Below are 22,670 nucleotides of genomic sequence, written 5' to 3'. Positions count from 1 at the left end.
CCGCGCCCAGGATAGCGGCAGCGGGCGCACGGAGCGAGTGGGCGGTGTCGGCCCTGCCGTCGTCAGTCGGTCGCGGTGGCCTCGTAGTGCCGTGCGCCGCCGCGCACCCCGGCGAACCGGTACGGTGCCGCCGTGACCCGCGGCCGCTCGGTGTCCGCGCTGGTGGCGGCCCCGGCGGCGTGCAGCTCGCGGTAGGCGTCGACGGTGAGCGGCACGCGGGCCTCGAGCAGCTGCCGCACGCGGCCGGTGCGCCGGTGCTCGCGGTACGACGGGCGCACGATGCCGGTGATGAGCTCGCCGACGCTGCCGGACCCGTAGCTGAAGAGCGCGATCCGCTCCCCGGCCAGGTCGTCGTCCAGGTCGAGCAGTGCCGCGAGACCGATCCAGAGCGACGCCGTGTACGTGTTGCCCGTCTGCCGGTTGTACGTGAAGCCGAGGGCGAGCTCGGTCTCGTCGAACGGCACGCCGACGTGCTGCGTGAGCTTGCGGTGCGCCTTGAGCGCCATCTTCGTGAACGGCTGGTGGTGCACGAAGCGGGCGATGTCCTGGTACGCCGGACCGCCCTGCGCCGCCAGGTCGTCCCACGCGCCGACGAACGCGTCGACGTAGGCGCTCACCGACAGGCGCCCGTCCACGAGCGCGGTCGACCGGTCGTTCGGCCGCCAGAAGTCGTCGACGTCGGCGGTGAAGACACCGGCGGCCGGCTCGAGCTCGACGAGGTCCGGGTCGGCGGACACCAGGATCGCGGCGGCGCCGGCACCCTGGGTCGGCTCGGCGGCGGTGTCGACGTCGTACCGCGCCACGTCGGCCGCGATGACGAGCACGCGCTCGTGCGGCGACCGGGCGACGATGCCGAGGGCGAGCTGCACGGCGGCGGTCCCGCCGTAGCAGGCCTGCTTCAGCTCGACGACGCGGACGTTCTGCGGCAGGCCGAGCAGGCCGTGCACGAAGACCCCGGCGGCCTTCGACTGGTCGACGCCGGACTCCGTGGCGAACAGCACGGTGCGGATGCCCTGCACCCCGTGGCGGTCGACGATCTCCTTCGCGGCCGCGGCGCCCATCGTGACGATGTCCTCGTCCGGGGCGGGCACGCTGAAGGCGTCCTGCCCGATGCCGACGTGGTACTTCGCGGGGTCGACGCCGGTCGTCGCGGCGAGGTCGTCGAGGTCGAGCACGTGGTGCCCGGTCGCGACGGCGATGTCGTGGATGCCGACGATCAGGGTCTGCTGCGGTGCGGGCTGCTGCGCGGTCATGCTGCACCTCCGGCCGGGCGCGAGCCGCGGCGTTCCATGGCGACGTGGGCGGCCATCAGCTCGCCCGGGTTGGTCTGGGCGGCGAGGAGCGAGAGCTCCCCGCACAGGACGGTCGCGGCGCACAGGGCGGCGAGGCGTCGGGCGTTCGCACCGGGCTCGCGGTCCTCGCGGCAGCCGAGGCGCACCAGGGCGTCCTCGACGACGGGCAGGTCGCCGCCCTTGCCGTTGCCGACCGTGCCGACGATCAGGTGCGGCAGCGAGGTCGAGAAGTACAGGTCGCCGTCGCGGTCCTCGGCGCTCGTGATGCCCTGGGAGCCCTCGACGATGTTGGCGGCGTCCTGCCCGGTGGCCAGGTAGAAGCCGAGCAGCATGTTCGCGTAGTGCGCGTTCGCCGAACGCAGGGCCCCGGCGATGGTCGACCCGATGAGGTTCTTCGCGATGTTCAGCTCGACGATGCGGGCGGTGCTCGACCGCAGGCGCTTCTCGACGACCTCGCCCGGGATCACGATCTCGGCGATGGTGTTCCGGCCGCGGCCGCGGATGCCGTTCACCGCGGTGGCCTTCTTGTCGGTGCAGAAGTTGCCGGACACCGAGACGTACCGCAGGCCCGGCTGCCAGTCCAGGATCGCCGGCAGCAGCTTGTCCGCCGCCTGGGTGACCATGTTGTGGCCGGAGGCGTCGCCGGTGGTGAACGCGAAGCGCAGGAACAGCAGGTCCCCGACGATCTCCGGGTGCACCTCGATGAGCTTCGCGAACCGGCTCTGCCCGGACACGATGGCGGCGAGCTCGTCCTGGCGCGCGAGGATCTGCCCCGCGGCCACGTGGGCGGCGGCGGCGCTGTCGGCACGGACGACGACCGAGCGGGTCATCCGCTCGTCGACGACCGTCGCCACGATGCCGTCCTCGACCAGGCGCGAGATGCGGGCGCCGCGGCCGACGGACGGCCAGAGCGGCGACTCGTAGGTGGCGAGGGGCACCTCGTGCTCCCCCTGCACGGCGTTGCCGCTGACGCGGATCGGGCCGACCCACTTGGTGGGGATCGGTGTGAGCAGGTCACTCATCGAGGGCTCCTTCTGGTGCTCGCACCGCGACGCTGAGGTGTCTGATGTCGTGCGCCTCCCAGGCGCGGTGGATGCCGGCGGGGTCGGTGTCGAGCGGGACGAGGGCGATGCCGCAGTCCCCGCCGCCGGCGCCGGACGGCTTCGCCGCCCCGCCCGCCGCCTCGACGACGTCGCACAGGGTGGCGAGACGCTCGGTCTCGATCTGCGACCCGACGGACGCGCCGAGTCGCTGCAGCAGGACGCGTGCACGGCGGAGCGCGTCGAGCGTGCGCTCGGCGTCGCCGGTCTGGAGGCCCGTGGTCAGGTCGTCGACGCAGCTGCGGCTCTCGTCGAGGAACGCCTGGTACCCACCGTTGCGGTGCCGACGCACGACGTCGACGAGCTTCGTGGTCGACGCCGGCGAACCGGTCCAGCCGACGAGCAGCCGCAGGTTCTCCGGGGCGGGGAGCCGCTCGACGTCGAAGCCCTGCCAGGCGTCGGCGTCGGTGAGCACGTCGGACACGCTGTGGTCGTCGAGCATCGCGGCGAGGCGCTCGCGGTCCGGCGCGCTGTAGCGCAGCCAGCCGCCGAAGGTGCTCGCGGCGAGGTCGCCGCCGGAGGCGCGGGGGTTCACCCGGATGGTGGCGAGCAGGGCGACCTGGAAGCGCTGCCGCTGCGTCAGGCCGATGCCGTAGAAGCGGTCGAGGGCGCCCACGGTCGCGACGGTCACCGCGGCCGACGACCCGAGGCCGAACTTCCGGCCGCTCGCGTCGTCGAGCTGGCTCTCGATGCGCAGGTCGTGGAACCGGGGGTCGATCCCGCGTTCGGCGCGGAGCTTCTCGACGAGGTCGATCGTCTCCATCACGTAGTCGTACGGGTGGCGCTCACGGTCCAGGGCGAGACCGTCGGCGCCGCGGGTCCACGTCAGCGGCAGGTGGCCGTACTCCTCGGAGTGCACGCTGCCCGACCCGTGCCCCTCGGACACCTTCGCCGTGATGGCGCGGTCGAGGGCGATGAGGACGGACGGCTGGCCCGGCTCGACGACGGCGTACTCGCCGGCGACGAACAGCTTGCCGTGGGCGCGGAACTCGATCACTCGGCGGACTCCTTCTGGTCGGGACTGCTCCCGGACTGTTCGGAGCGGAGGACCCGTGCGGCTGGTCCGGTGCCGGACTCGATGACGTCGCCGAAGGACGCGAGCGCGGTCGCGACGGCCGAGCGGTCGTCGGGCCGGCACAGCACGACGACGTTCGGGCCGGCGTCGGCCGTGGCGTACGCCTGCAGGCCGACGGCGCGCAGTTCGGCGACGGCGTCGAACACCGCGACACTGCGGGCGTTCAGGTAGCGGATCGGCGGGAAGGCACCCTCGATCGTGGCGTGCATGCGCAGGGCGTTGCTCTCGGTGAGCTCGCCGATGCGGGTGAAGTCGCCGGCCGCGCAGGCGTCGAGCATCTCGCCGACCGTCTCGGTGGTCGACGTGACCCAGGCCGGGTAGAAGGGCGACGTCGCGATCGTGCGGCGCATCGCCTCGCGCGAGCCGATCGACTTCGGGCCGGCGTCGATCGTCACGACGACCATGGCCATCGGCGGCGCCGGGACCGGCTCGGCGAACGAGCCCTGGTCGTCGCCGGCGTGCCACACGGCGACACCCCCGGGGATCGAGCGGGTGGCCGACCCCGAGCCGCGGCGGGCGAGCCGGGACAGGTCGCGCGGCGACAGGTCGAGCCCGTACGCCGCCGAGGCCGCGGTCGCGAGCGCCGCGAAACCGGACGCGCTCGAGGCGAGTCCGGCACCGGTCGGGACGGTGTTCTCGGAGACGACGGAGGCGCGCTCGGACGAGCCGGCGAGCTCGCGCACGAGGTCGAGGAACTGCTGCACCCGCACCAGCGCACCGTCCTCGACGACCTGGCCGTTCAGCGTGAACGCATCACGCGCCTCCTGACCGTCACCGGAGCCGCCGTCCAGCGTGACGGTCGTCGTCGTCGGGAACACGTCGAGCCCCATCGAGACGCTGCCCGTGGCGGGCAGCGCGAGCCGCGCGTCCGCCTTCCCCCAGTACTTGACGAGGGCGATGTTGGGGTGCGCGACGGCGGTGGCGGTCATCAAGCGCGGGCTCCGATCGTGGTGGTCCAGGTGGCTGCGGCCCCTGCGCCGCGGAGTGCGGCCGCGATGCGGTCCGCGTGGTCGTCGTCGGTGGCGAGCGCCAGCACGCACCCGCCCCGGCCGCCGCCGGTCAGCTTCGCGCCGAGGGCGTCCGCTGCTCGAGCGGCGTCGACGAGCCGGTCCAGGTCGTCACTCGACACGTCGAGTGCGGCGAGCAGGCCGTGCGCGGCGTCCATGGTGACACCGAGCGCCTGGGCGTCGCCGTCCTCGAGTGTCCCCCGCGCGCGTCGCGCCAGGTCGCCGATCCGGTCGACGACGGCGCCGATGCGCGCCGGGTCCGCGTCGTGCAGGGCGCGCACCGCGGCGACGGCCTCGCGGGTGTGCCCGGGGACGCCGGTGTCGGCGACGACGAACGTGAAGCGCGCGCCGAGGGCGACGGGTCCGATGTGGCCGCCCTCGAACCAGACCGGGGCGGACGCGACGACCCCGCGGGCGTCGAGCCCGGACGGCCGGCCGTGCGCGACCCGCTCGCAGGTCTGGATGAGTTCGTGGTGGGCCTCGACGTCGAGTGTCTCGCCCAGGGCGTCGGCGACCGCGGCGGTGACGGCGGCGGCCACCGCGGCGCTCGACCCCATGCCGCGGGCGGTCGGGACCTCGCTGTCGACGCGGACGTGGAAGTGGCGGTCGGTCACCCCGAAGTGCTCGAGGGTGGCGGTGACGGCGGTGACTGTCGGCATGACGGCGGACGGAGCCAGGTCGAGCGGCCCGGTGTGCACCGTCGACTCGAGGGAGTGCCCCGGTCGTGCGGCGTCCGCGGCGACCGGCGTGACGGTCGCGACGACCCGGGCGTCGAGCACCGGCAGGACGAGTGCGGGTGCGCCGTACACCACGGCGTGCTCACCGATCAGGATCGTCTTGCCGTGGGACGACGCCGTTCCGGTCCGGGGGGTCGTGGTGTTGTCGAGGTCGCTGTTGGTCATCGTGGGTCACGTCAGCCTAACCGTCCCGGCCGTCGAGCGTGCTGGGCGATCCGGGCGCACCGGCCAGACGCCGACGCCGAGGTCCGGAGCAGAGGCGGGAGGCGTCAAGTAGGTTGCGCACAACTCGGTTGCGTGCAATCCTTGTGCCGTGCCCGTGACCGACGAGATGGTGTGCTTCTCCCTCTACGCGGCGAGCCGTGCGACCACGCAGGCCTACCGCACCCTGCTCGAACCGTGGGGCCTGACGTACCCGCAATACCTCGTGCTCGTGACCCTGTGGATCGAGGGCGACCAGACCGTCTCGGGCCTCGGCGACCACCTGCAGCTCGACTCCGGCACGCTCTCTCCCCTGCTCCGCCGGATGGAGCAGTCCGACCTGGTCCGCCGCGAGCGCCGCAGCCCCGACGAGCGCGTCGTCACGATCACCCTCGGTGACCGCGGCCGCTCGATCCGCGGCGAGCTCGCGCACGTCCCGGCGTCGATCGCCGCGGGCATGGGCCTGCCGGACGAGCAGGCCGCCGCGGAGCTCATCGCGACGCTGCACCGGCTGACCGAGACCATGCACGCCGCCACCAGGGACCCGGCCGGCGCGGCCGACCCCGCCTGACCGACCGGCGTCGACACCCAGACCCCGAGCCCCGTCGCCCCACCCGGTCCCCGGGACGGGGCTCGGCCACCGCCCCACGAAGGAAGGAACACCATGGACGTCCTCTACACCGCAGAGGCCCTCGCCACCGGCGAAGGCCGCAACGGCCACGTCGCCACGAGCGACGGCACCGTCGAATTCGACCTCGCCATCCCGAAGGAGATGGGCGGCTCCGGCAACGGCGCGAACCCCGAGCAGCTGTTCGCCGCCGGCTACGCCGCGTGCTTCCACTCCGCGCTGCAGGGCGTCGCCCGCAGCCAGAAGGTCAAGATCACCGACTCGTCCGTCGGCGGCCGCGTGCAGATCGGCCCGAACGGCGACGGCGGCTACCAGCTCGCCGTCATGCTCGAGGTCGTCATCCCCGGCATGGAGCACGACCAGGCCCAGGCCCTCGCGGACGCCGCCCACCAGGTGTGCCCGTACTCGAACGCGACCCGCGGCAACATCGAGGTCACCATCACCGTCTCGGAGGACTGAGCATGACCGACACCACCCCCACCACCATGCGCACCGTCGTCCACGACACCTTCGCCGAGCCCGCCGACGTGCTGCACGTCGAGCAGCGCCCCGTGCCGACCCCGGCCGCCGGCGAGGTCCTCGTGCGCACGGTCCTCTCCCCCATCCACAACCACGACCTGTGGACCGTCCGCGGCACGTACGGCTTCAAGCCGGAGCTGCCCGCAGCGTCCGGCACCGAGGCGCTCGGCGTCGTCGAGGCCCTCGGCGAGGGCGTCACGAACCTGCAGGTCGGCCAGCGCGTCGCCGGCGGCGCCTTCGGCGTCTGGGCCGAGTACTACACCGCGAACGCCGCCGGGCTCGTCCCCGTGCCGGACGCGATGACCGACGAGGCCGCCGCCCAGCTCGTGTCGATGCCGTTCAGCGCGATCAGCCTGCTGCACTCGCTCGACCTGCACGAGGGCGACTGGATCATCCAGAACGCCGCCAACGGCGCGGTCGGTCGCATGGTCGCCCAGCTCGGCGCCGCCCGCGGCGTCAACGTCATCGGACTCGTCCGCCGCGCAGCCGGCGTCGACGAGCTCCGCGAGCAGGGCATCGAGCGCATCGTCGCCACCGACGCGGACGACTGGAAGGACCAGGTCGCCGCGATCACCGGAGGCGCTCCGATCGTCGCCGGTGTCGAGTCGGTGGGCGGCAAGGCCGCCGGCGACATCGCATCGGTGCTCGGCGAGGACGCCACCCTCGTCGTCTTCGGCGCGATGGCGTCGCCGACGCTCGAGATCCCGTCGGGCAAGGTCATCTTCGGCCAGCTCACCGTGAAGGGCTTCTGGGGTTCGGTCGTCAGCAAGACCATGCCGGCCGAGACGAAGGGGCAGCTCTTCGGTGAGCTCATCACCCGCGTGCTCGACGGCTCACTGACGCTCCCCGTCGCGGAGACCTTCGCGTTCGAGGACGTCCGGGACGCCGTCCGTGCCAGCGACACCGCCGGCCGCGTCGGCAAGGTGCTCCTGCGCCCGTAGCGCGACCAGCAGACGGACGGGAGGCCCGTGGCGGATCCGCCACGGGCCTCCCGTCCGTTCCTGGGTGCGTCCGTCGGCGTCAGCCGCCGATCACGTGGATGCCGTAGGCGGCGAAGAAGCCGAGGACGGCGATGAGGCCCGTCCAGGGTCCGGTCTTCCGGAACGCCTCCGGCAGCATCGTGTCGGCGAGCATCGCGAGGATCGCCCCGGCGGCGACGGCCGTCACCGCGCTCTGCACGCCGGCCGGGGCCTGTCCGAGGATCGCGTACCCGCCGAGTGCCGACAGGGCGCAGGCGAGGGCGATGGCGCCCCACACCGTGAAGACGTAGCGGGCGCCGCGGCCGTTCGCCTTCATGTCCGAGGTGCTCGACAGCCCCTCCGGCAGGTTCGAGATGATGACGGCCGCGACGACCGCGATGGACAGCGACCCGCCGGCGGCGAGTCCGACGCCCTGCACCGCCGTCTCGGGGATCCCGTCGAGCAGTGCGCCGAGGGCGATGCCGAGCCCCGTGCCGGACCCCGTCGAGCCCGTTCCGCTGCGTTTCCTGCGCGCCCCGCGGCGTTCGAGCAGGACGTCGAGCCCGACGTAGACCACCGCACCCCCGAGGAATCCGGCCATCGCCGTCCAGAACGTGCCGGACCGGGTGGCCTCGGCGACCAGGTCGAAGGAGAGCGCGGAGATGAGGACACCGGCGCCGAAGGCGGTGATGGTGGCGACGACGGTGCGCGGCACGCGGACGAACCAGGCGATCGCGGCGCCGACGACGAGGGCGAGACCGGACGCGAGACCGGCCCCGGACGCCAGGAGGAGGGGATGCACGCGTCGAGTGTAGGAACCGGGTGGTGGGTGGGCACCAAGGTCGCCCGGACACGCATTGCGTGCCCATGGTGAGCAGAAGACGTCGGGTGCCCCGGAGCGACCCGACGTCTTCTGCTCACTCGGTGCAGCGTGGTGTGACCTAGCGGCGCGACTCCTTGACCGGGACGGTGAAGATGTTGCCGGTGGTGACGCCCTCCTCGACCTCTTCCAAGGTGCGGCCGCGGCTCTCCGGCACGAACTTCCAGATGAAGAGCAGGGCGAGCAGCCCGACGACCCCGAAGCCGAAGAAGGTCCCGGTGATGCCGGTGGCGGCGACCACCGTCGGGAAGTACAGCCCGATGAACGCGTTCGCGATCCAGAGGCAGAACACCGAGATGCCCATGCCGAGCGCGCGGATCTGCGTGGGGAAGATCTCGGACAGCACGACCCACACCGCGATGTTGAGGAAGGTCTGCATCGAGCCGACGAACGCGACGACCAGGAACAGGATGACCCACGGACGGGCGGGGTTGCCCTCCGGCAGGGCGACCGAGGCGATGCCGATGAGGAAGTGGCAGACCGTCGTCAGCGTGAACCCGAGGAGCAACGTCGTCCGGCGGTTGATCTTCTCCATGTTGTACAGCGCGATGACGCCGCCGACCACGGCGATCACGCCGGGGGCGATGTTCGCGATGAGGGCGGCCGACGCCTGGAACCCGGACTCGATGAGCACGGTCTGGCCGTAGTACATGATCGAGTTGATGCCGGTGAGCTGCTGCGCGACCCCGAGTCCGGCACCGATGAGCACGATGCGGACGAGCCACTTGTTGCCACGCAGCGTCTGCCACCCGCTGACGCGCTCGGCCTTCGCCTCGAGCTCGTTGCTCCGCGTGATGTCGTCGAGCTCGGCGCGGGCCCGTTCGGTCGTCCGGACCTGCTCGAGGACCGAGAGCGCCTCGGCGGAGCGGCCCTTCGACGCGAGCCAGCGCGGCGACTCCGGCACCCGCAGCATCCCGACGAACAGCGCGATCGCGGGGAGCGCACAGACGGCCAGCATGACGCGCCAGACACCGTCGCCCTCGCCCCACAGGTTGCCGATGACGGCGTTGACCACGTAGGCGGCGAGCTGCCCGATCACGATCATGAGCTCGTTGCGGCCCGACAGCGACCCGCGGATCTCGTAGGGCGCGAGCTCGGCGAGGAACACCGGCACCACCGTCGACGCGCCGCCCACCGCGAGGCCGAGGAGCACGCGGCCCACGACGATCACGCCGAACGTCGGCGCGACGACGCAGATGAGCGTGCCGACGAAGAACGTGACGGCGAGGGCGATGATCGTCCTGCGACGCCCCCAGCCGTCGGCGATGCGGCCGCCGAGCATGGCACCGATCGCGGCACCGAACAGCAGCGAGCTCGTGACCACGCCCTCGGTGAAGGTGGTGAGGCCGAGCTCGGTCTTCATCGGGTTCAGGGCGCCGTTGATGACGCCGGTGTCGTAGCCGAACAGCAGGCCGCCGAACGTGGCGACGAGTGCCAGCACGCCGAGTCGTCGGCGGTGCGGACCGGTCCCGATCGGGGGCAGTGCGACGGCCCGGGCCGTCGGTTCGATGTCGACCATTCGGTGACTCCTTCGTCGGTGATCGCGCCTCAGTGCGTGGACCGATCGTAGCCCGATTCCATGTCCTGTCAATTGGACATTCTTACTTTTGCAGTGTTGGACCGATCCACAGAAGACCTGGTGAGGACGGGTGTGACCGCGCAGCGCTCGTCGCCGGCCCGGTCGTCAGTGCTCGTCGTCAGTGCTCGTCGTCGGCGCCCGTCATGGACGCTCGTCATCGGCGCCCGTCATCGACGCTCGTCGTCGGCGGAGCCGTCGCCGAGGACGTCCCCCAGCGAGGCCATGCCCGCGCCGTGGTCGATCGAGCGCCGCACGGTCCGTCGGGCGGCCGCACCGGCCGCACCGGACAGCGCCGGGTTCCGGCGTGCGGCATCGGCCACGCGACCGGCGTGCCCGGCGGCGGAGAGCAGCACGTTCGCGAGCGCGCGGGCGTCGCCACGTTCCGGCACCCCGGCGACGGACCACGCCGAGCGGACCTGGGCATCGGGTGTCACCCCGCGACGGGTGCCCATGCGGTGCCAGTCCGACAGCGCGCCCTCGGTGCGCGAGGCGGCACGGTCCGCCTCGCCGGCGCGCCGGCGGTCGACCGCACGGACCGCCTCGTCGGTCAGGGAGTCGCGGTCGTGCACGGCGGCGGCACGCTCGCGGGCGGCGGTGTCGTCGCCACCGGCCTCGGCGATGCGGGCGGCGTGGGCGGCAGAGGCGGCGGCGAGGATGTCCGAACGGTCCATGCCTCGACGGTAGCCGCTCCGGCCGACACCGGACGCCCACCGCTGGGTCCCGGGACACAGCGGCAGGCGACCGCCCCGCTCGAGCACTCGAGCCCGTCTAGCATCGACGTGAGGGGTGATCATGAAGCGGAGCCTGACGATCGGGGTCGTGCTGCTGGCGACGGCCGGCCTGGCGGGGTGCTCGCTGCTGCGGGGACCGGACGGAGCACTGCCCGCGCCGTCCGGACCGGCGACCGCGCCGAGCCGCTCCGCCGAGGCGACACCGACCCCCACCCCGGACGGCGAGACCGACGGCGAGCTCCTCGAGTCGTCGGCACACCCGCGGACCCCGACTCCGGAGCCCACGGAACGAGCGGCCCCCGCCCCGACCCTGACCCCGATCCCCGCGGGCACCGTGCTCGCGCAGGGCGACGTGGCCTCGCCGAAGGGCAGCGTCCACTTCCGCTTCCGGATCGTCGCGACGGGTGAGGACACCTTCACCGCGCAGTACTCCGGCTTCACCTCGACGCTGCCGGTGCCGGTCGGGGTCGGCCTGTTCGACCTGCCCCGCGCGGTCGGCGACGGCCTGACCTACCACGGCGTCGGCGACCGGACCCTCGGCGGTGCGACGACGACGCCGGTCTCGGTGGACGTCCCGCTCGACGGCTCCGGCGTCGACCCGTCGCACCTCGGCACGCTCGTCACGTACTCGGCGGCGGAGCCCGGCCAGGACGTCCCGGTGGAGATCGCCGCGGACAAGGTGCTCGCGGTCACCACGGTGCGCTGGTCCGTGCCCGCCCGGCAGACGAACGTGCACCCGGTGGACGCCGGGTCGCGGCCGAACGCGACCGGCACCGTCGCCGGGACGACCGCCGCGGGGGCCCCGGGGTCCTACACCGTGGCGCCGGACGACCTCATCGGCGACGTCGCGCGCCGCTTCGGGATCAGCGTCCGCGCGCTCGTCTGGCTGAACGAGGGCGTGCAGGTGTTCGGCGAGGACCAGCACCTGTACGAGGGCACCGCCCTCAACCTGGACCCGCTCGGCCGCTGAGCGCGCGGCGCGGGACCAGGCCGCGTCCGCGCCGCGACCAGCGCGACCGCAGGACGGACGGGAGGCCCGTGGCGGATCCGCCACGGGCCTCCCGTCCGTCAGGTGGGTCGTGCGCTACCCGCGCAGCTCCAGGTACTTCGCGATGAGCGCCTTGGTCGACGGGTCCTGCGCGTCGAGCGCGGTCTGGTCGCCCTCGACGGCCGGCGTGACCTGCAGCGCCAGCTGCTTGCCGAGCTCCACACCCCACTGGTCGAACGAGTCGATGCCCCAGATCGTGCCCTCGGTGAACACGATGTGCTCGTACAGGGCGATGAGCTGGCCGAGCACGCTCGGGGTGAGCTCCGGCGCGATGATCGACGTCGTCGGCTTGTTGCCCGGGAACGTGCGCGCCGCGACGATGCCTTCGTCGGTGGTGCCCTCGGCACGGACCTCGTCGGCGCTCTTGCCGAACGCGAGCGCCTTGGTCTGCGCGAAGAAGTTCGCCAGGAACAGCGTGTGCACGTCGGTGCCGGGCGCGACGCCCTTGCCGTCGCCGGTCTCGTCCTTCAGCGGACGGGCCGGGTTGGCGACCGTGATGAAGTCGGCCGGGATCAGGCGGGTGCCCTGGTGGATGAGCTGGTAGAACGCGTGCTGGCCGTTCGTGCCGGGCTCACCCCAGAAGACCTCGCCGGTCTCGGTGGTGACGGGCGAGCCGTCCCAACGGACGCGCTTGCCGTTCGACTCCATCGTGAGCTGCTGCAGGTACGCGGCGAAGCGGTGCAGGTACTGCGTGTACGGCAGGACCGCGTGGGTCTGCGCGCCGAGGAAGTTCGTGTACCAGACGTTGAGCAGGCCCATCAGGACGGGGACGTTCTGCTCGAGCGGCGTGGTGCGGACGTGCTCGTCGATGGCGTGGAAGCCGGCGAGGAACTGCTCCCAGTTCTCCTTGCCGATCGCGATGACGACGCTCGTGCCGATGGCCGAGTCGACCGAGTAGCGGCCGCCCACCCAGTCCCAGAAGCCGAAGGCGTTCGCGGGGTCGATGCCGAACGCCTCGACCTTGTCGAGCGCGGTGGACACGGCGACGAAGTGCTTCGCGACGGCGTTCTTCTTGTCGTCGTCGGAGGCGTCGGTCAGGCCGAGCCGCTCCCACAGCCACTGGCGGGCGAGGCGCGCGTTCGTCAGGGTCTCGAGCGTGCCGAAGGTCTTCGACGCCACGATGAAGAGCGTCGTCTCGGGGTCGAGGTCCGCGGTCTTCTCGTAGATGTCCGCCGGGTCGATGTTCGAGACGAAGCGGGCCTCGAGCCCGGGCTGCACGTACGGCTTCAGGGCTTCGTAGACCATGACCGGGCCGAGGTCGGAGCCACCGATGCCGATGTTGACGACGGTCTCGATGCGCTTGCCGGTGACGCCGGTCCAGGCGCCGCTGCGGACCTGCTCGGCGAAGCCGTAGACCTTGTCGAGCGTGGCGTGCACGTCGGCGTCGACGTCCTGGCCGTCGACGACGAGCGCCGGGGTCGCACCCTTCGGGCGGCGGAGTGCGGTGTGCAGCACGGCGCGGTCCTCGGTGACGTTGATGTGCTCACCGGCGAGCATCGCCTGGAAGCGCTCGGCGACGCCGGTGTCCTTCGCGACCTGCAGGAGCGCGGCGAGGATCTCGTCGGTCACCAGGCCCTTCGACAGGTCGACGGTCAGGTCGGCCGCCTGGAACGTGTACTGCTCGGCACGACCGGGGTCGCTGTCGAACCACCCTCGCAGGTCCGGGGTGAAGCCGGCGGCGATGCCGACCAGCTTCTTCCAGCCGTCGGTCGATGTGGGGTCGACGGGAGCGGATTCGGTCACTTCGGTCCTCCTGAACCTTGAAGACGTACAAGCCCGCGGGTCACCGCAGCGCTGCGTCGCGGACCGTCTCCGAGCGTAGTGCTGTTGGCCTGCGGGTGCGCACCGCTGGACGGGAGGCGCGGCTCGCGTTCGCTGCGCGCGTCACCGGACGCAGGTGGCCGGTCTCAGGGCCGCGGTGCGAAGCGACGCAGCCGCAGGCTGTTCGTCACGACGAACACGGACGAGAACGCCATGGCCGCACCGGCGAGGACGGGGTTGAGCAGGCCGGCCATCGCGAGCGGGATGGCCGCCACGTTGTACGCGAACGCCCAGAACAGGTTGCCCTTGATGACGCCGAGCGTCGCGCGGGACAACCGGACCGCGTCCGCCACCACCGTGAGCCGACCGCTGACCACCGTGATGTCGCTCGCCGCGATGGCGGTGTCGGTGCCGGCACCCATCGCGATGCCGAGGTCGGCCGCGGCGAGCGCCGCGGCGTCGTTCACGCCGTCGCCGACCATGGCGACGGTGCGGCCCTGGGCCTGCAGCCGACGCACGGTCTCGAGCTTCGTCGCCGGGGTGGCGCGTGCGTGCACGTCGTCGATGCCGACCGCGGCAGCGACGGCACGGGCCGCGCCGTCGTTGTCGCCGGTCAGCAGGACCGGGTGCAGCCCGAGCGCCCGGAACCGTGCGACCGCGTCGACCGCCTCGGGCTTCACGGTGTCGCCGACGACGACGACGCCCAGGGCGCTGCCGTCCCGGGCGACGACGACCGCGGTGGCGCCGTCGGCCTCGGCGCGCTCGACGGTGTCGGACAGCACCGGCGGCAGGGTGACCGACCACGAGTCGGCGAGCCAGCGGCTCGTGCCGACGAGGACCACGGAGCCGTCGACGACGGCCTGCACGCCGGCACCGGCGGTCGCGGTGAACTGCTCGGCCTCGGGCAGCGCGATGCCCCGGGTCCGGGCGGCGTCGAGGACCGCCCGGGCGACGGGGTGCTCGGAGCCGTCCTCGACGGCGGCGGCGAGCCGGAGGACGGCGTCCTCTGGTCCGCCGGTCGTGGTCACCGACCGCAGGGTCGTCGCCCCCGTGGTGACGGTGCCGGTCTTGTCGAGCACGACGGTGTCGACCCCGCGGGTGCGCTCGAGCACCTGCGGCCCGCCGATGAGGATGCCGAGCTGCGACCCCCGGCCGGTGCCGACGAGCAGCGCGGTCGGCGTCGCGAGCCCGAGGGCGCACGGGCAGGCGATGATCAGGGTGGCGACGGCAGCGGTGAAGGCCGCGGTGACCGAGCCGCCGGAGACGAGCCAGCCGACGAAGGCCAGCACGGCGAGCGCGATGACGATCGGCACGAAGACCCCGGAGACCCGGTCGGCCAGGCGCTGCACCTCGGCCTTGCCGGTCTGTGCGTCCTCGACGAGCCGCCCCATCCGGGCGAGCTCGGTGTCGGCGCCGACGCGCGTGACCTCGACCACGAGGCGACCGCCGACGTTGATCGTCGCGCCCGTGACCCGGTCGCCCGAGCCGACCTCGATCGGCACGGACTCGCCGGTGAGCATGCTGCGGTCGACGGCGGAGGAGCCGTCCTGCACGAGCCCGTCGCTCGGGATCCGTTCGCCGGGTCGCACCACGACGACGTCGCCGACGACGAGCGACGACGCGGGCACGCGGTGCTCCACCCCGTCGCGCAGGAGCGAGGCGTCCTTCGCCCCGAGTTCGAGCAGGGCGCGGAGGGCGGCACCGGACTGCGTCTTCGCGCGGGCCTCCATGTACCGGCCGGCGAGGACGAACACCGTCACGGCCGTCGCGACCTCGAGGTACAGGTCGGTGGCCTCGGGGTCCGTGGCGAACCACGAGAACGTCATGTGCATGCCGGTCGTGCCGGCGTCGCCGAGGAACAGGGCGTACAGCGACCACCCGAAGGCGGCGAGGACGCCGACGCTCACCAGGGTGTCCATGGTGGCGGCACCGTGCCGCGCGTTGACCCACGCGGCGCGGTGGAACGGCAGCGCGCCCCAGACCGCGACGGGAGCTGCCAGCGTCAGCGCGAGCCACTGCCAGTCCGGGAACTGCAGGGCCGGCACCATCGAGAGCACCACGACGGGCACGGCGAGCACGGCCGACACGACCAGGCGTCGGCGCAGCGGGTCGGTCGCGTCGTCGTCGTCGCGGGGAGCGTCGACGGTGGCCGGTGGTGCGGGGACGGCGGCACCGTAGCCGGCGGCCTGCACGGCGGCGATGAGCACGTAGGCACCGGCCGCACCGTCGTCGGCCACCTGCACCTGCGCCTTCTCGGTGGCGTAGTTCACCGTGGCGGTGACGCCCGGCAGCTTGCCGAGCTTCCGTTCGATGCGGTTCGCGCACGAGGCGCAGGTCATCCCCGTGATGTCGAGCTCGACGACGCGGTCGGTCACGACCGCACGACCTGGTACCCCGCCTCGGTGACGGCGCTGTCGAGGGCGTCCGCGTCGATCGGGGCGGACGAGGTGACGGTGACCTCGGAGGAGCCGCCCACGACGAGCCGGACGTCGACGCCGGACACCCCGTCGAGTTCGGTGAGTTCCTCGGTCACGCTCATCACGCAGTGCTCGCAGGTCATGCCCTCGACGAGCAGGGTCTCGGTGGTCATGGTGTCTCCTCCTGGATCCGGGGTGGTCACGAGCGGACGAGCCGGGCGATCGCGTCGCTCGCCTCGCGCACCTTCGCGTCGGCGGCGTCGCCGCCCTCGGCGACGGCCTCGGCGACGCAGTGCTTGAGGTGGTCCTCGAGCAGGGACAGCGCGACCCGTTCGAGTGCGCGGTTCGCCGCCGAGATCTGGGTGAGGACGTCGATGCAGTACGTCTCGTCCTCGACCATCCGGGCGATGCCGCGCACCTGCCCCTCGGCGCGACGGAGCCGCTTCAGCAGGTCGTCCTTGTCGCCGATGTACCCGACGTGATCGTGCACGGTGTCCTCCGCCGCTCGTCGTGCTGATCGGACCAGCACGGTACCCCCCTAGGGTATCTCGATCACCACGGTCCGCAACCCCTGGCATGATCGGCGCATGACCGACCCGTCGACGAACGGCTTCCGCAGACTGCGGTTCGCCGACGGCGAGGGGTCGGACTACTCCGCGATCTTCGAGGCCGAGTACCACGGCACCGAGTTCGCCACCGGCACCTTCGCGACGCACGACGCCCGGTACGAGTACACGGTCGTCGGAGACGACGACGTCACCCTGCGCACCATGCGCGCCGAGGGTGGTCGGCGCGGCGGGCGGATCGGCCCACGGGGCGACCACGTCGTGTTCTGGCTGACGAGGGGTCGGCTCGAGATGCACTTCGCCGACCACACGCGCGTCGTCCTGCCCGGGAACCCCTACATCGCCTCGGCGTCGGAGGAGTACCGGTTCGAGTCCTCCGAGACCGTCTACAACGGGGTGCACATCGCCGACCGGTTCCTGCGGTCCGTCGGCCGCGACCTCGGCTACCGTCTGCCGCCCGGCCCCCTGCTCTTCGACCAGCAGGACGAGACCGTCGCCCGACGCGAGCCGCTCCGGCACCTCATCGGCGAGATCGGCCCGGCCCTGGTCGACGACCGCGTGCTCGGTCCGATGCGCACCGCGCTCAACCGTCGACTGGCCGTGGTCGTCCTCGACACCTTCCCGATCCGGAACCGCGGCGACGACGTGCCGGTGGCGAACCGGCTCCGCGACGCGATCCGCTTCATCGAGGCGCACGCGGCCGCGCGTCCGTCCGTCCCGGAGATCGCGGCGGCGTGCGGCCTCAGCCAGCGCGGGCTGCAGGACGTCTTCGCGCGCACCCTCGGCTCGACACCGAACCGCTTCCTGCGCGACCACCGGCTCGACCAGGTGCGCGCCGAGCTCCTGCGCGCCGACGAGTCGCCGACGGCCGAGCACACGGCGGCCACCGACGGGGTGACCGCCGTCGCACGCCGCTGGGGCTTCACGAACCCGGGTCGCTTCGCCGAGGCCTACCGGGCACGGTTCGGCGAGGACCCGGCGACGACCCTGCGGAGCGCCTTGGCCGCCCGCCTGGGACGGTCCTCGTGGCGGGTGCGCCGCGCCCTCGCGTACATCGAGCAGCACGCCGACGACGACGTCTCGCTGGCCGACGTCGCGGCAGCGGCCGGGGTGCTCCCCCGCCGTCTCCAGCAGCTCTTCCGTGACGAACGCGGCGAGACGCCGATGGCCCACGTCCGGGCGGTCCGAGCGGCTCGGACGCGCAGCGCGGCAGCCGGTTCGCGCCGAGACCGCTGACGTCTGCCCCCGCCCGAGGGGCGGTTCGTCACCCGCACGGGCCGTTGTCTGGCAGTTCCCTGGGATTGCGTGACCCGATGTGACGACGCTCGGTCGCACCCCGTCTCATCCGTGAACAGCAACCGCTGGAACGACCGGCGGGACCGACGGAAGGAACGACCATGGCAGACACCACGACGCCCACCCCCGCGACCACCTCGGCGGCGGCCACGACCGCCCGCACCGTGCCCAACGGCTCCGGTGTCACCGGCAAGACCGTCATCGACGACGCGGTCGTCTCGAAGGTCGCCGGCATCGCCGCCCGCGAGGTCAACGGCGTGCACTCGCTCGGTGGCGGCGCAGCCCGCGCGATCGGTGCCCTCCGCGACGCGATCGGCCAGCGTGACTTCGGCCAGGGCGTCAAGGTCGAGGTCGGCGAGAAGCAGGTCGCCGCGGACATCATCATCGTCGCCGAGTACCCGGTGGCCCTGCAGCAGGTCGCCGACGGCGTCCGCCAGGGTGTGTCCCGCGCGCTCGAGCAGATCGTCGGCATGGAGGTCGCCGAGGTCAACGTCACCGTCCAGGACGTCTTCATCCCGGGCGACGACGACGACAACAAGGACGACGAGAAGAAGGAAGCACGAGTCGCATGAGCAACACACTGATGGGCGCCCTCATCGGCGCCGTCCTCGCAGTCGTCGCACTGCAGTTCGGGTTCTGGGGCTTCGTCCTCGTCGTGGTCTTCGGTCTCGTGGGCGCGCTCGTCGCGGCACTCGTCACCGGCAAGATCGACCGCGGTGCCCTGACCGACGTGCTCACCGGGCGCCGGAGCTCCCGGTGACCGCCGGCCCGGACGTCCCGGGCCGCGTCGAGATCACAGCGCGCGCGCTGACCTCGCTGGCCCGGGCCGTCGCAGCCGAACGGCTCGGCGCGCCCGCCAAGCGGGTGCGGGTCGGACTCGGCGATGCCGAGGGCGCGATCGCGCTCGACATCACCGGTCCGGTCGCCGCGGGTGACGACCTCGTCACGCGTGCCGTCCGGGTCGCCGACGAGGTCAAGAGCCGCGTGAGCGAACTCACCGGCCGTCGGGTCGGCAGTGCCCACATCGAACTGACCGGGATCGTGCGCGAGCACGAGACCCGGGTCAACTAGGAGGCCATCATGAGCAACGGTTCCGTCGAACGACGCATCCGTCGCCGGAGCGTGCACCGTTCGCGCTCCACCGCCGTGGCGGTGTCGCTCGTGGTGCTCGCCCTGGTGGCCGCCTGGATCGGCACCGAGTCGGTGCTCCGCGCCCTCGGCCGGGCTCCGCTCCTCGCCGACCCGCAGACCGCCGTCGACACCGCGCTGCAGCCGGACACCGCCTTCGTCACGATCATCGAGGTCGTCGCCGTGGTGCTCGTGGTCCTCGGCATCGTGCTGATCGTCCTGGCCCTCAAGCCGGGGCGACAGCACCGCTCGGTCGTCGAGCACGACCGCGGCGCCGTCGTCATCGACACCCGCATCGTGGCCTCGACCGCGGCGAACGCCGCCGGGACCGCGGCGGGCGTACCGGAGGGCAACGCCTCCGCCACCGCCCGCGGCCGACGCACCGACGTCCGCATCGTGCCCGTCACCGGCATCCCGGTCGACGAGCAGGCCGTGCACGACGCCGTCCGGGACCGCCTGTCGGGTCTGGACGAGCGCTTCGGCCGCAACGTCCGCGTCCGTGTCGAGGAGAAGGGCACACTCGCATGACCAAGAGCAACCGCACCCTCAACCGCATCATCCTGTTCGTCCTCGGCCTGGTCGCCGTGGTCGTCGGGCTGGCGATGGGCGCCGGCGTGCTGCCGGCTGTGCAGGACGCGATCTCGCCGTACGTCGACCTGCCGAGCAGCCTGACGGTCCCCGCGTCGTCGCTCTGGATCGTCGCCGCCGTGTGCGCCGTCGTGATCGTGCTCGCACTCCTCTACGCGTTCACCCGCGGCGGGGGCGGCACCGCCGTCGCCGTCCGCGAGCGTTCGGGCGACGACGCCGTCACGGTCAACGTCGCCCTCGTCCGCGACGTCGTCGAGCACGAGCTGTCCGGCGTCCGCGACGTCGTCGGCTCCCGCGTCGACACCTACCTCGTCCGCCGGCAGCGCGCCGCCCGGATCCGGGTAGCGGTCCGCCGCGGCGGCGACGCCGTCACGGTGCTCGACGCCGTCGACCGGGCCGTCGCGGTGCTCGACCGCACCCTCGGCCGCGAGGTGCCCGTCCTGGTGCACCTGACCGGCGGCACCCGCTCCGCGCTCGCGAAGCCGACCCGCGTCCACTGACGCCGACCGGACGACGCACCACGGGCCTCCCGGCCCACCAGCACCACCCACCACCCCGGGCCATGCGCCCGACCGAAGGAAGGAACCCTCATGGGACTCGACGACAAGATCAAGAACGCCGCCCAGGACCTCGCCGGCAAGGCGAAGGAGGCCCTCGGGAACGCGACCAACGACGACTCGAAGGTCGCCGAGGGCAAGAAGGACCAGACGGCTGCGAGCGCGAAGCAGACCGGTGAGGACGTCAAGGACGTCTTCAAGCACTGAGTCGCACGACCACCACGGGGCACCCGCGCAGACGGGTGCCCCGTGGCGTTCCCGCAGACCCGAACGAGGAGGAACCATGCAGCACGACACCGACGCGCACACGCAGGTCACCGCGGTGCCCCTGCCCGCAGAGCTCACGGAGCCGCTGCCCGACGACGCGGGCACCGTGGCCCTCGTCGCACGCACCGCGGCGGAGACGGCGCTGGCCGTGCCCGGCGTGCACCACCTCGGCGGGATCGCGTCCCGGGCCGCCGACGAGTTCCGCAAGCGGCTCGGCCGCTCGGCGGGGACGGCCGGGGTGCAGGTCGACGAACAGGACGACGCACTCGCCGTGCAGGTCTCCGTCATCGTCCGCTACCCGCAGCCCGTCCTGACCGTGGCCGACGAGGTCCGTCGGCAGGTCACGGCCGCGGTGCGACAGCTCTCGACGCTGCCGACCGAGGTGGACGTCCGCGTCCTCGACGTGCACGGTCCGTTCGACGACGAGCCCTCGCCCGTGGAACGCGCCGCGTCGTCCGCCCTCGAGGCCACGAAGGACGCCGCGACCACGGCCTCCGACGCCACGAAGCGCGCAGCCGCGGCCACCGCAGACGCCACGAAGGACGCCGCTGCCGCGACGGTCGACGCGACGAAGCGTGCGGCGGACGCCACTGCCGACGCCACGAAGCGCGCCGCCGATGCCACCGCCGCCACCAGCAAGCGTGCCGCCGACGCGACCGCCGAGGACGGCAAGCGGGCGGCGGACGCGACCGCCGCCGCGGCGAAGCAGGCGGCCGACGCCACCCGCGACGCCGCCGGGCACGCCGTCGACGCCGCGAGCACGACCGCCGGCCGGGTGCAGGACGCGGCCTCGGACGCGCTCGACCAGGCGTCCCGAGGCGCCGAGGACGCTGCCGCCGACGCCCGCGACGCCGCCGACCGCGCGCGGGCGGCCGGAGCCGACGACGCCGTAGCCGCGGACGCTGCGGACGGGGAGGCCGACGCCACCGCCGCCGCCGCTGCCGCAGCCCGTGCCGCCGAAGCGGCCGACGAGGCAGCGGAGGACGCCGCAGCAGCAGCCGCAGCGGCCGCCGACGCGAGTTCGGCAGCACACGCGGCGACGCCCCCCGACACGGGAGACGCCACCGGCCGGACCCGGCCGTGACCACCGCCTGGTCCGGCGGCCGGCGGCCTCGTGCCCGCCGGCCCCGGCCCCGCGGCGTCTGGATCGCGAGCGGCATCGGCATCGTGCTCGTCGCCGGGGTGCTGTTCGGGGCGTTCCTGCCCCTGGTCGGCTTCCTCGGCGGCGTCACCGCCACCACCGCGGGGCTCGTGCCGTTCCCGTTCGTGCGCGTCACCGTCGTCGCGCTGCTCGGGGCCGTCGTCGTGCTCGCCCTGCTCGCCCTCGCGGTGACGCGACGGCACACCACCACCGCGACCATCGCGGTCGTGCTGGCGGTCCTGGTGTCCGTCGCCGTGACCGTCGTCCCGGTGGTGCTGGTGGCCGTCGGTTCGGCCGACCGGGCCGGGGACGTCTGGCCGATCGTCACCGAGCTCTGGCAGCGCTTCACCGGCTGACCCGGACGCGGCACCACCACCGTCCCCCTGCTCCGCTACGGTGAGCGTGTGTCACGCCTCTCCCCCGGTCAGCGCTGGGTCGTCGCCCTCGGCGGGTTCGCCGTCCTCCTGCTCGTCGTCGGCCTGGTCGGCATCGTCGTCGGTGTCGTGCACGCCTCCGCCGTCTGCGGCGACGACGAGTACACGGTCCCCTGTCCCGGCGACACGTCCGGTGTCCTCTGGGGCGGCGTGCTCGCCGTGCTCGGGCTTCTCCACCTCGGTCTCACCGGACTCGCCGGGGCCGTCGTGTGGTCGACGACGCCGACCATCGCGCCGCGTCCCGCTCGCCGGCCGCGCATCGAGCCCGACGGCCCGCACCGGGTCTTCTCCTACGGCACGCTGCAGCAGTCCGCCGTGCAGGACGCCCTGTTCGACGGGGTGGTCCGCACCGAGCCGGACTCGCTGCCCGGGTGGCGGATCGACCACGTCACGATCACCGATCCCGAGGTGGTCCGCACGAGCGGGTCGGACCGCCACCCGATCCTGCGCCGCGGCACCGCCGAGGACCGCGTCGACGGCGCCGTCCTGGTGCTCGGCTTCGCCTGGCAGCTCGAGGCCGTCGACGCCTACGAGGTGGCGGACTACCGGCGGATCGAGGTGACGCTCGCCTCGGGGACGACCGCGTGGGTGTACGTCGCCGCCGACCAGGTCTGACGCTCGGGGTGTGCGGGGCGTGCGACATCGTCGGTGTCGCACGACGTCGGTCTTGTCGCGTCAGGCGGCGCTCCGTCGGGCGGCGTCGCGTCGGGCGTCGCTGAGCCGGGCGGCGCTACGTCGGGCGGCGCTGCGTCGGGCGGC

The 22,670-nt window shown here is 73.1% G+C and carries 26 protein-coding genes; 14 read left to right on the top strand and 12 right to left on the bottom strand.

What is annotated here, in order from left to right; all coding sequences use genetic code 11:
- Positions 1–62 precede the first annotated feature (62 nt).
- The 5 genes from BIU97_RS12500 to mvk are packed head-to-tail and all read right to left on the bottom strand — an operon-like array spanning position 63 to position 5,376.
- Positions 63–1,253, bottom strand: a complete 1,191-nt coding sequence (locus tag BIU97_RS12500; protein ID WP_071297834.1) for a hydroxymethylglutaryl-CoA synthase — start codon at positions 1,251–1,253, stop codon at positions 63–65.
- A complete protein-coding gene (locus tag BIU97_RS12495) occupies positions 1,250–2,314 on the bottom strand; it encodes a hydroxymethylglutaryl-CoA reductase (RefSeq protein WP_071262670.1) in 1,065 nt (354 codons plus the stop codon). Before BIU97_RS12495 ends, BIU97_RS12500 begins: the two co-directional genes overlap by 4 nt.
- The gene (locus BIU97_RS12490) at positions 2,307–3,389 is read right to left on the bottom strand and encodes a phosphomevalonate kinase (protein ID WP_071262671.1); all 1,083 of its coding nucleotides are present in this window, start codon (positions 3,387–3,389) and stop codon (positions 2,307–2,309) included. Before BIU97_RS12490 ends, BIU97_RS12495 begins: the two co-directional genes overlap by 8 nt.
- Positions 3,386–4,396 (bottom strand): diphosphomevalonate decarboxylase, encoded by a 1,011-nt coding sequence (gene mvaD, locus BIU97_RS12485; RefSeq protein ID WP_071297833.1) that lies wholly within the window; start codon positions 4,394–4,396, stop codon positions 3,386–3,388. The genes BIU97_RS12490 and mvaD overlap by 4 nt, the downstream gene beginning before the upstream one ends.
- Positions 4,396–5,376, bottom strand: a complete 981-nt coding sequence (gene mvk, locus BIU97_RS12480; RefSeq protein ID WP_083404895.1) for a mevalonate kinase — start codon at positions 5,374–5,376, stop codon at positions 4,396–4,398. The genes mvaD and mvk overlap by 1 nt, the downstream gene beginning before the upstream one ends.
- A 166-nt stretch (positions 5,377–5,542) precedes the next feature.
- Between mvk and BIU97_RS12475 the strand changes: the two genes are divergently transcribed.
- The 3 genes from BIU97_RS12475 (at position 5,543) to BIU97_RS12465 (ending at position 7,500) form a co-directional block, all read left to right on the top strand.
- Entirely contained in the window at positions 5,543–5,983 is a 441-nt protein-coding gene (locus BIU97_RS12475) for a MarR family winged helix-turn-helix transcriptional regulator (RefSeq protein WP_071263009.1), read from the top strand.
- Positions 5,984–6,076: 93 nt separating this feature from the next.
- Positions 6,077–6,499, top strand: a complete 423-nt coding sequence (locus tag BIU97_RS12470) for an organic hydroperoxide resistance protein (protein ID WP_071297832.1) — start codon at positions 6,077–6,079, stop codon at positions 6,497–6,499.
- Positions 6,500–6,525: 26 nt separating this feature from the next.
- The gene (locus BIU97_RS12465; protein ID WP_071297922.1) at positions 6,526–7,500 is read left to right on the top strand and encodes a zinc-binding dehydrogenase; all 975 of its coding nucleotides are present in this window, start codon (positions 6,526–6,528) and stop codon (positions 7,498–7,500) included.
- A gap of 79 nt (positions 7,501–7,579) precedes the next feature.
- Here the strand turns inward: BIU97_RS12465 and BIU97_RS12460 are convergent, their stop codons facing one another.
- The 3 genes from BIU97_RS12460 to BIU97_RS12450 all read right to left on the bottom strand — a co-directional run bounded on the left by BIU97_RS12460 (position 7,580) and on the right by BIU97_RS12450 (position 10,648).
- Positions 7,580–8,320 carry a ZIP family metal transporter gene (locus tag BIU97_RS12460; RefSeq protein ID WP_071262675.1) on the bottom strand — a complete coding sequence of 247 codons (741 nt, stop codon included), beginning with the start codon at positions 8,318–8,320 and terminating at the stop codon, positions 7,580–7,582.
- A 139-nt stretch (positions 8,321–8,459) separates the two neighbouring features.
- Positions 8,460–9,917, bottom strand: coding sequence for a sugar porter family MFS transporter (locus BIU97_RS12455; protein ID WP_071297831.1), 1,458 nt, complete (start codon positions 9,915–9,917; stop codon positions 8,460–8,462).
- 227 nt (positions 9,918–10,144) lie between these two features.
- Positions 10,145–10,648: a hypothetical protein gene (locus BIU97_RS12450; protein ID WP_071297830.1), complete on the bottom strand. Its 504-nt coding sequence runs from the start codon at positions 10,646–10,648 to the stop codon at positions 10,145–10,147.
- Between the two features lie 121 nt (positions 10,649–10,769).
- Here BIU97_RS12450 and BIU97_RS12445 point away from each other — a divergent pair, with 121 nt between their 5' ends.
- On the top strand, positions 10,770–11,678 hold the full coding sequence (locus BIU97_RS12445; RefSeq protein WP_254782987.1) for a LysM peptidoglycan-binding domain-containing protein: 909 nt from the start codon (positions 10,770–10,772) through the stop codon (positions 11,676–11,678).
- Positions 11,679–11,792: 114 nt separating this feature from the next.
- On the opposite strand, the gene pgi is transcribed toward BIU97_RS12445, so the two are convergent.
- The 4 genes from pgi to BIU97_RS12425 all read right to left on the bottom strand — a co-directional run bounded on the left by pgi (position 11,793) and on the right by BIU97_RS12425 (position 16,424).
- Positions 11,793–13,499 (bottom strand): glucose-6-phosphate isomerase, encoded by a 1,707-nt coding sequence (pgi, locus tag BIU97_RS12440; RefSeq protein WP_071297828.1) that lies wholly within the window; start codon positions 13,497–13,499, stop codon positions 11,793–11,795.
- Positions 13,500–13,663: 164 nt separating this feature from the next.
- Positions 13,664–15,892, bottom strand: coding sequence for a heavy metal translocating P-type ATPase (locus tag BIU97_RS12435; RefSeq protein WP_071297827.1), 2,229 nt, complete (start codon positions 15,890–15,892; stop codon positions 13,664–13,666).
- The gene (locus BIU97_RS12430; RefSeq protein WP_071297826.1) at positions 15,889–16,107 is read right to left on the bottom strand and encodes a heavy-metal-associated domain-containing protein; all 219 of its coding nucleotides are present in this window, start codon (positions 16,105–16,107) and stop codon (positions 15,889–15,891) included. Before BIU97_RS12430 ends, BIU97_RS12435 begins: the two co-directional genes overlap by 4 nt.
- A gap of 26 nt (positions 16,108–16,133) precedes the next feature.
- Complete coding sequence (locus BIU97_RS12425; RefSeq protein WP_071262681.1) at positions 16,134–16,424, bottom strand: metal-sensitive transcriptional regulator; 291 nt, start codon at positions 16,422–16,424, stop codon at positions 16,134–16,136.
- Between the two features lie 97 nt (positions 16,425–16,521).
- Between BIU97_RS12425 and BIU97_RS12420 the strand changes: the two genes are divergently transcribed.
- From BIU97_RS12420 to BIU97_RS18380, 10 genes are all read left to right on the top strand, one after another.
- Positions 16,522–17,736, top strand: coding sequence for a helix-turn-helix domain-containing protein (locus BIU97_RS12420; RefSeq protein WP_071297825.1), 1,215 nt, complete (start codon positions 16,522–16,524; stop codon positions 17,734–17,736).
- Between the two features lie 161 nt (positions 17,737–17,897).
- Positions 17,898–18,368 (top strand): Asp23/Gls24 family envelope stress response protein, encoded by a 471-nt coding sequence (locus BIU97_RS12415; RefSeq protein ID WP_071262683.1) that lies wholly within the window; start codon positions 17,898–17,900, stop codon positions 18,366–18,368.
- Complete coding sequence (locus BIU97_RS12410; RefSeq protein WP_071297824.1) at positions 18,365–18,556, top strand: DUF2273 domain-containing protein; 192 nt, start codon at positions 18,365–18,367, stop codon at positions 18,554–18,556. Before BIU97_RS12415 ends, BIU97_RS12410 begins: the two co-directional genes overlap by 4 nt.
- A complete protein-coding gene (locus BIU97_RS12405) occupies positions 18,553–18,867 on the top strand; it encodes a hypothetical protein (RefSeq protein WP_071297823.1) in 315 nt (104 codons plus the stop codon). The genes BIU97_RS12410 and BIU97_RS12405 overlap by 4 nt, the downstream gene beginning before the upstream one ends.
- A gap of 9 nt (positions 18,868–18,876) precedes the next feature.
- Positions 18,877–19,452 carry a DUF6286 domain-containing protein gene (locus tag BIU97_RS12400; RefSeq protein WP_071297822.1) on the top strand — a complete coding sequence of 192 codons (576 nt, stop codon included), beginning with the start codon at positions 18,877–18,879 and terminating at the stop codon, positions 19,450–19,452.
- A complete protein-coding gene (locus BIU97_RS12395) occupies positions 19,449–20,012 on the top strand; it encodes a hypothetical protein (RefSeq protein ID WP_071262687.1) in 564 nt (187 codons plus the stop codon). Before BIU97_RS12400 ends, BIU97_RS12395 begins: the two co-directional genes overlap by 4 nt.
- Positions 20,013–20,102: 90 nt before the next feature.
- The gene (locus BIU97_RS12390; RefSeq protein WP_071262688.1) at positions 20,103–20,276 is read left to right on the top strand and encodes a CsbD family protein; all 174 of its coding nucleotides are present in this window, start codon (positions 20,103–20,105) and stop codon (positions 20,274–20,276) included.
- A 76-nt stretch (positions 20,277–20,352) separates the two neighbouring features.
- The gene (locus BIU97_RS12385) at positions 20,353–21,420 is read left to right on the top strand and encodes an Asp23/Gls24 family envelope stress response protein (protein WP_071297821.1); all 1,068 of its coding nucleotides are present in this window, start codon (positions 20,353–20,355) and stop codon (positions 21,418–21,420) included.
- On the top strand, positions 21,417–21,833 hold the full coding sequence (locus tag BIU97_RS12380) for an MFS transporter permease (RefSeq protein WP_071262690.1): 417 nt from the start codon (positions 21,417–21,419) through the stop codon (positions 21,831–21,833). Before BIU97_RS12385 ends, BIU97_RS12380 begins: the two co-directional genes overlap by 4 nt.
- A gap of 48 nt (positions 21,834–21,881) precedes the next feature.
- Positions 21,882–22,526 carry a gamma-glutamylcyclotransferase family protein gene (locus BIU97_RS18380; protein WP_254782986.1) on the top strand — a complete coding sequence of 215 codons (645 nt, stop codon included), beginning with the start codon at positions 21,882–21,884 and terminating at the stop codon, positions 22,524–22,526.
- Positions 22,527–22,670: the final 144 nt, after the last annotated feature.

This window comes from Curtobacterium sp. MCBA15_009 (genome assembly GCF_001864895.1).
GTDB lineage: Bacteria > Actinomycetota > Actinomycetes > Actinomycetales > Microbacteriaceae > Curtobacterium.
Note: the sequence above shows the minus strand (reverse complement) of the source record. Positions and strands in the feature narration are given on the sequence as shown.

Excerpts from the sequence above, each read along its gene's own strand:
- BIU97_RS12500 (WP_071297834.1), bottom strand. The coding sequence starts at position 1,253 with ATGACCGCGCAGCAGCCCGCACCGCAGCAGACCCTGATCGTCGGCATC.
- BIU97_RS12495 (WP_071262670.1), bottom strand. The coding sequence starts at position 2,314 with ATGAGTGACCTGCTCACACCGATCCCCACCAAGTGGGTCGGCCCGATC.
- mvaD (WP_071297833.1), bottom strand. The coding sequence starts at position 4,396 with ATGACCGCCACCGCCGTCGCGCACCCCAACATCGCCCTCGTCAAGTAC.
- mvk (WP_083404895.1), bottom strand. The coding sequence starts at position 5,376 with ATGACCAACAGCGACCTCGACAACACCACGACCCCCCGGACCGGAACG.
- BIU97_RS12475 (WP_071263009.1), top strand. The coding sequence starts at position 5,543 with ATGGTGTGCTTCTCCCTCTACGCGGCGAGCCGTGCGACCACGCAGGCC.
- BIU97_RS12470 (WP_071297832.1), top strand. The coding sequence starts at position 6,077 with ATGGACGTCCTCTACACCGCAGAGGCCCTCGCCACCGGCGAAGGCCGC.
- BIU97_RS12465 (WP_071297922.1), top strand. The coding sequence starts at position 6,526 with ATGCGCACCGTCGTCCACGACACCTTCGCCGAGCCCGCCGACGTGCTG.
- BIU97_RS12455 (WP_071297831.1), bottom strand. The coding sequence starts at position 9,917 with ATGGTCGACATCGAACCGACGGCCCGGGCCGTCGCACTGCCCCCGATC.
- BIU97_RS12450 (WP_071297830.1), bottom strand. The coding sequence starts at position 10,648 with ATGGACCGTTCGGACATCCTCGCCGCCGCCTCTGCCGCCCACGCCGCC.
- BIU97_RS12445 (WP_254782987.1), top strand. The coding sequence starts at position 10,770 with ATGAAGCGGAGCCTGACGATCGGGGTCGTGCTGCTGGCGACGGCCGGC.
- BIU97_RS12430 (WP_071297826.1), bottom strand. The coding sequence starts at position 16,107 with ATGACCACCGAGACCCTGCTCGTCGAGGGCATGACCTGCGAGCACTGC.
- BIU97_RS12420 (WP_071297825.1), top strand. The coding sequence starts at position 16,522 with ATGACCGACCCGTCGACGAACGGCTTCCGCAGACTGCGGTTCGCCGAC.
- BIU97_RS12415 (WP_071262683.1), top strand. The coding sequence starts at position 17,898 with ATGGCAGACACCACGACGCCCACCCCCGCGACCACCTCGGCGGCGGCC.
- BIU97_RS12410 (WP_071297824.1), top strand. The coding sequence starts at position 18,365 with ATGAGCAACACACTGATGGGCGCCCTCATCGGCGCCGTCCTCGCAGTC.
- BIU97_RS12400 (WP_071297822.1), top strand. The coding sequence starts at position 18,877 with ATGAGCAACGGTTCCGTCGAACGACGCATCCGTCGCCGGAGCGTGCAC.
- BIU97_RS12395 (WP_071262687.1), top strand. The coding sequence starts at position 19,449 with ATGACCAAGAGCAACCGCACCCTCAACCGCATCATCCTGTTCGTCCTC.
- BIU97_RS12390 (WP_071262688.1), top strand. The coding sequence starts at position 20,103 with ATGGGACTCGACGACAAGATCAAGAACGCCGCCCAGGACCTCGCCGGC.
- BIU97_RS12385 (WP_071297821.1), top strand. The coding sequence starts at position 20,353 with ATGCAGCACGACACCGACGCGCACACGCAGGTCACCGCGGTGCCCCTG.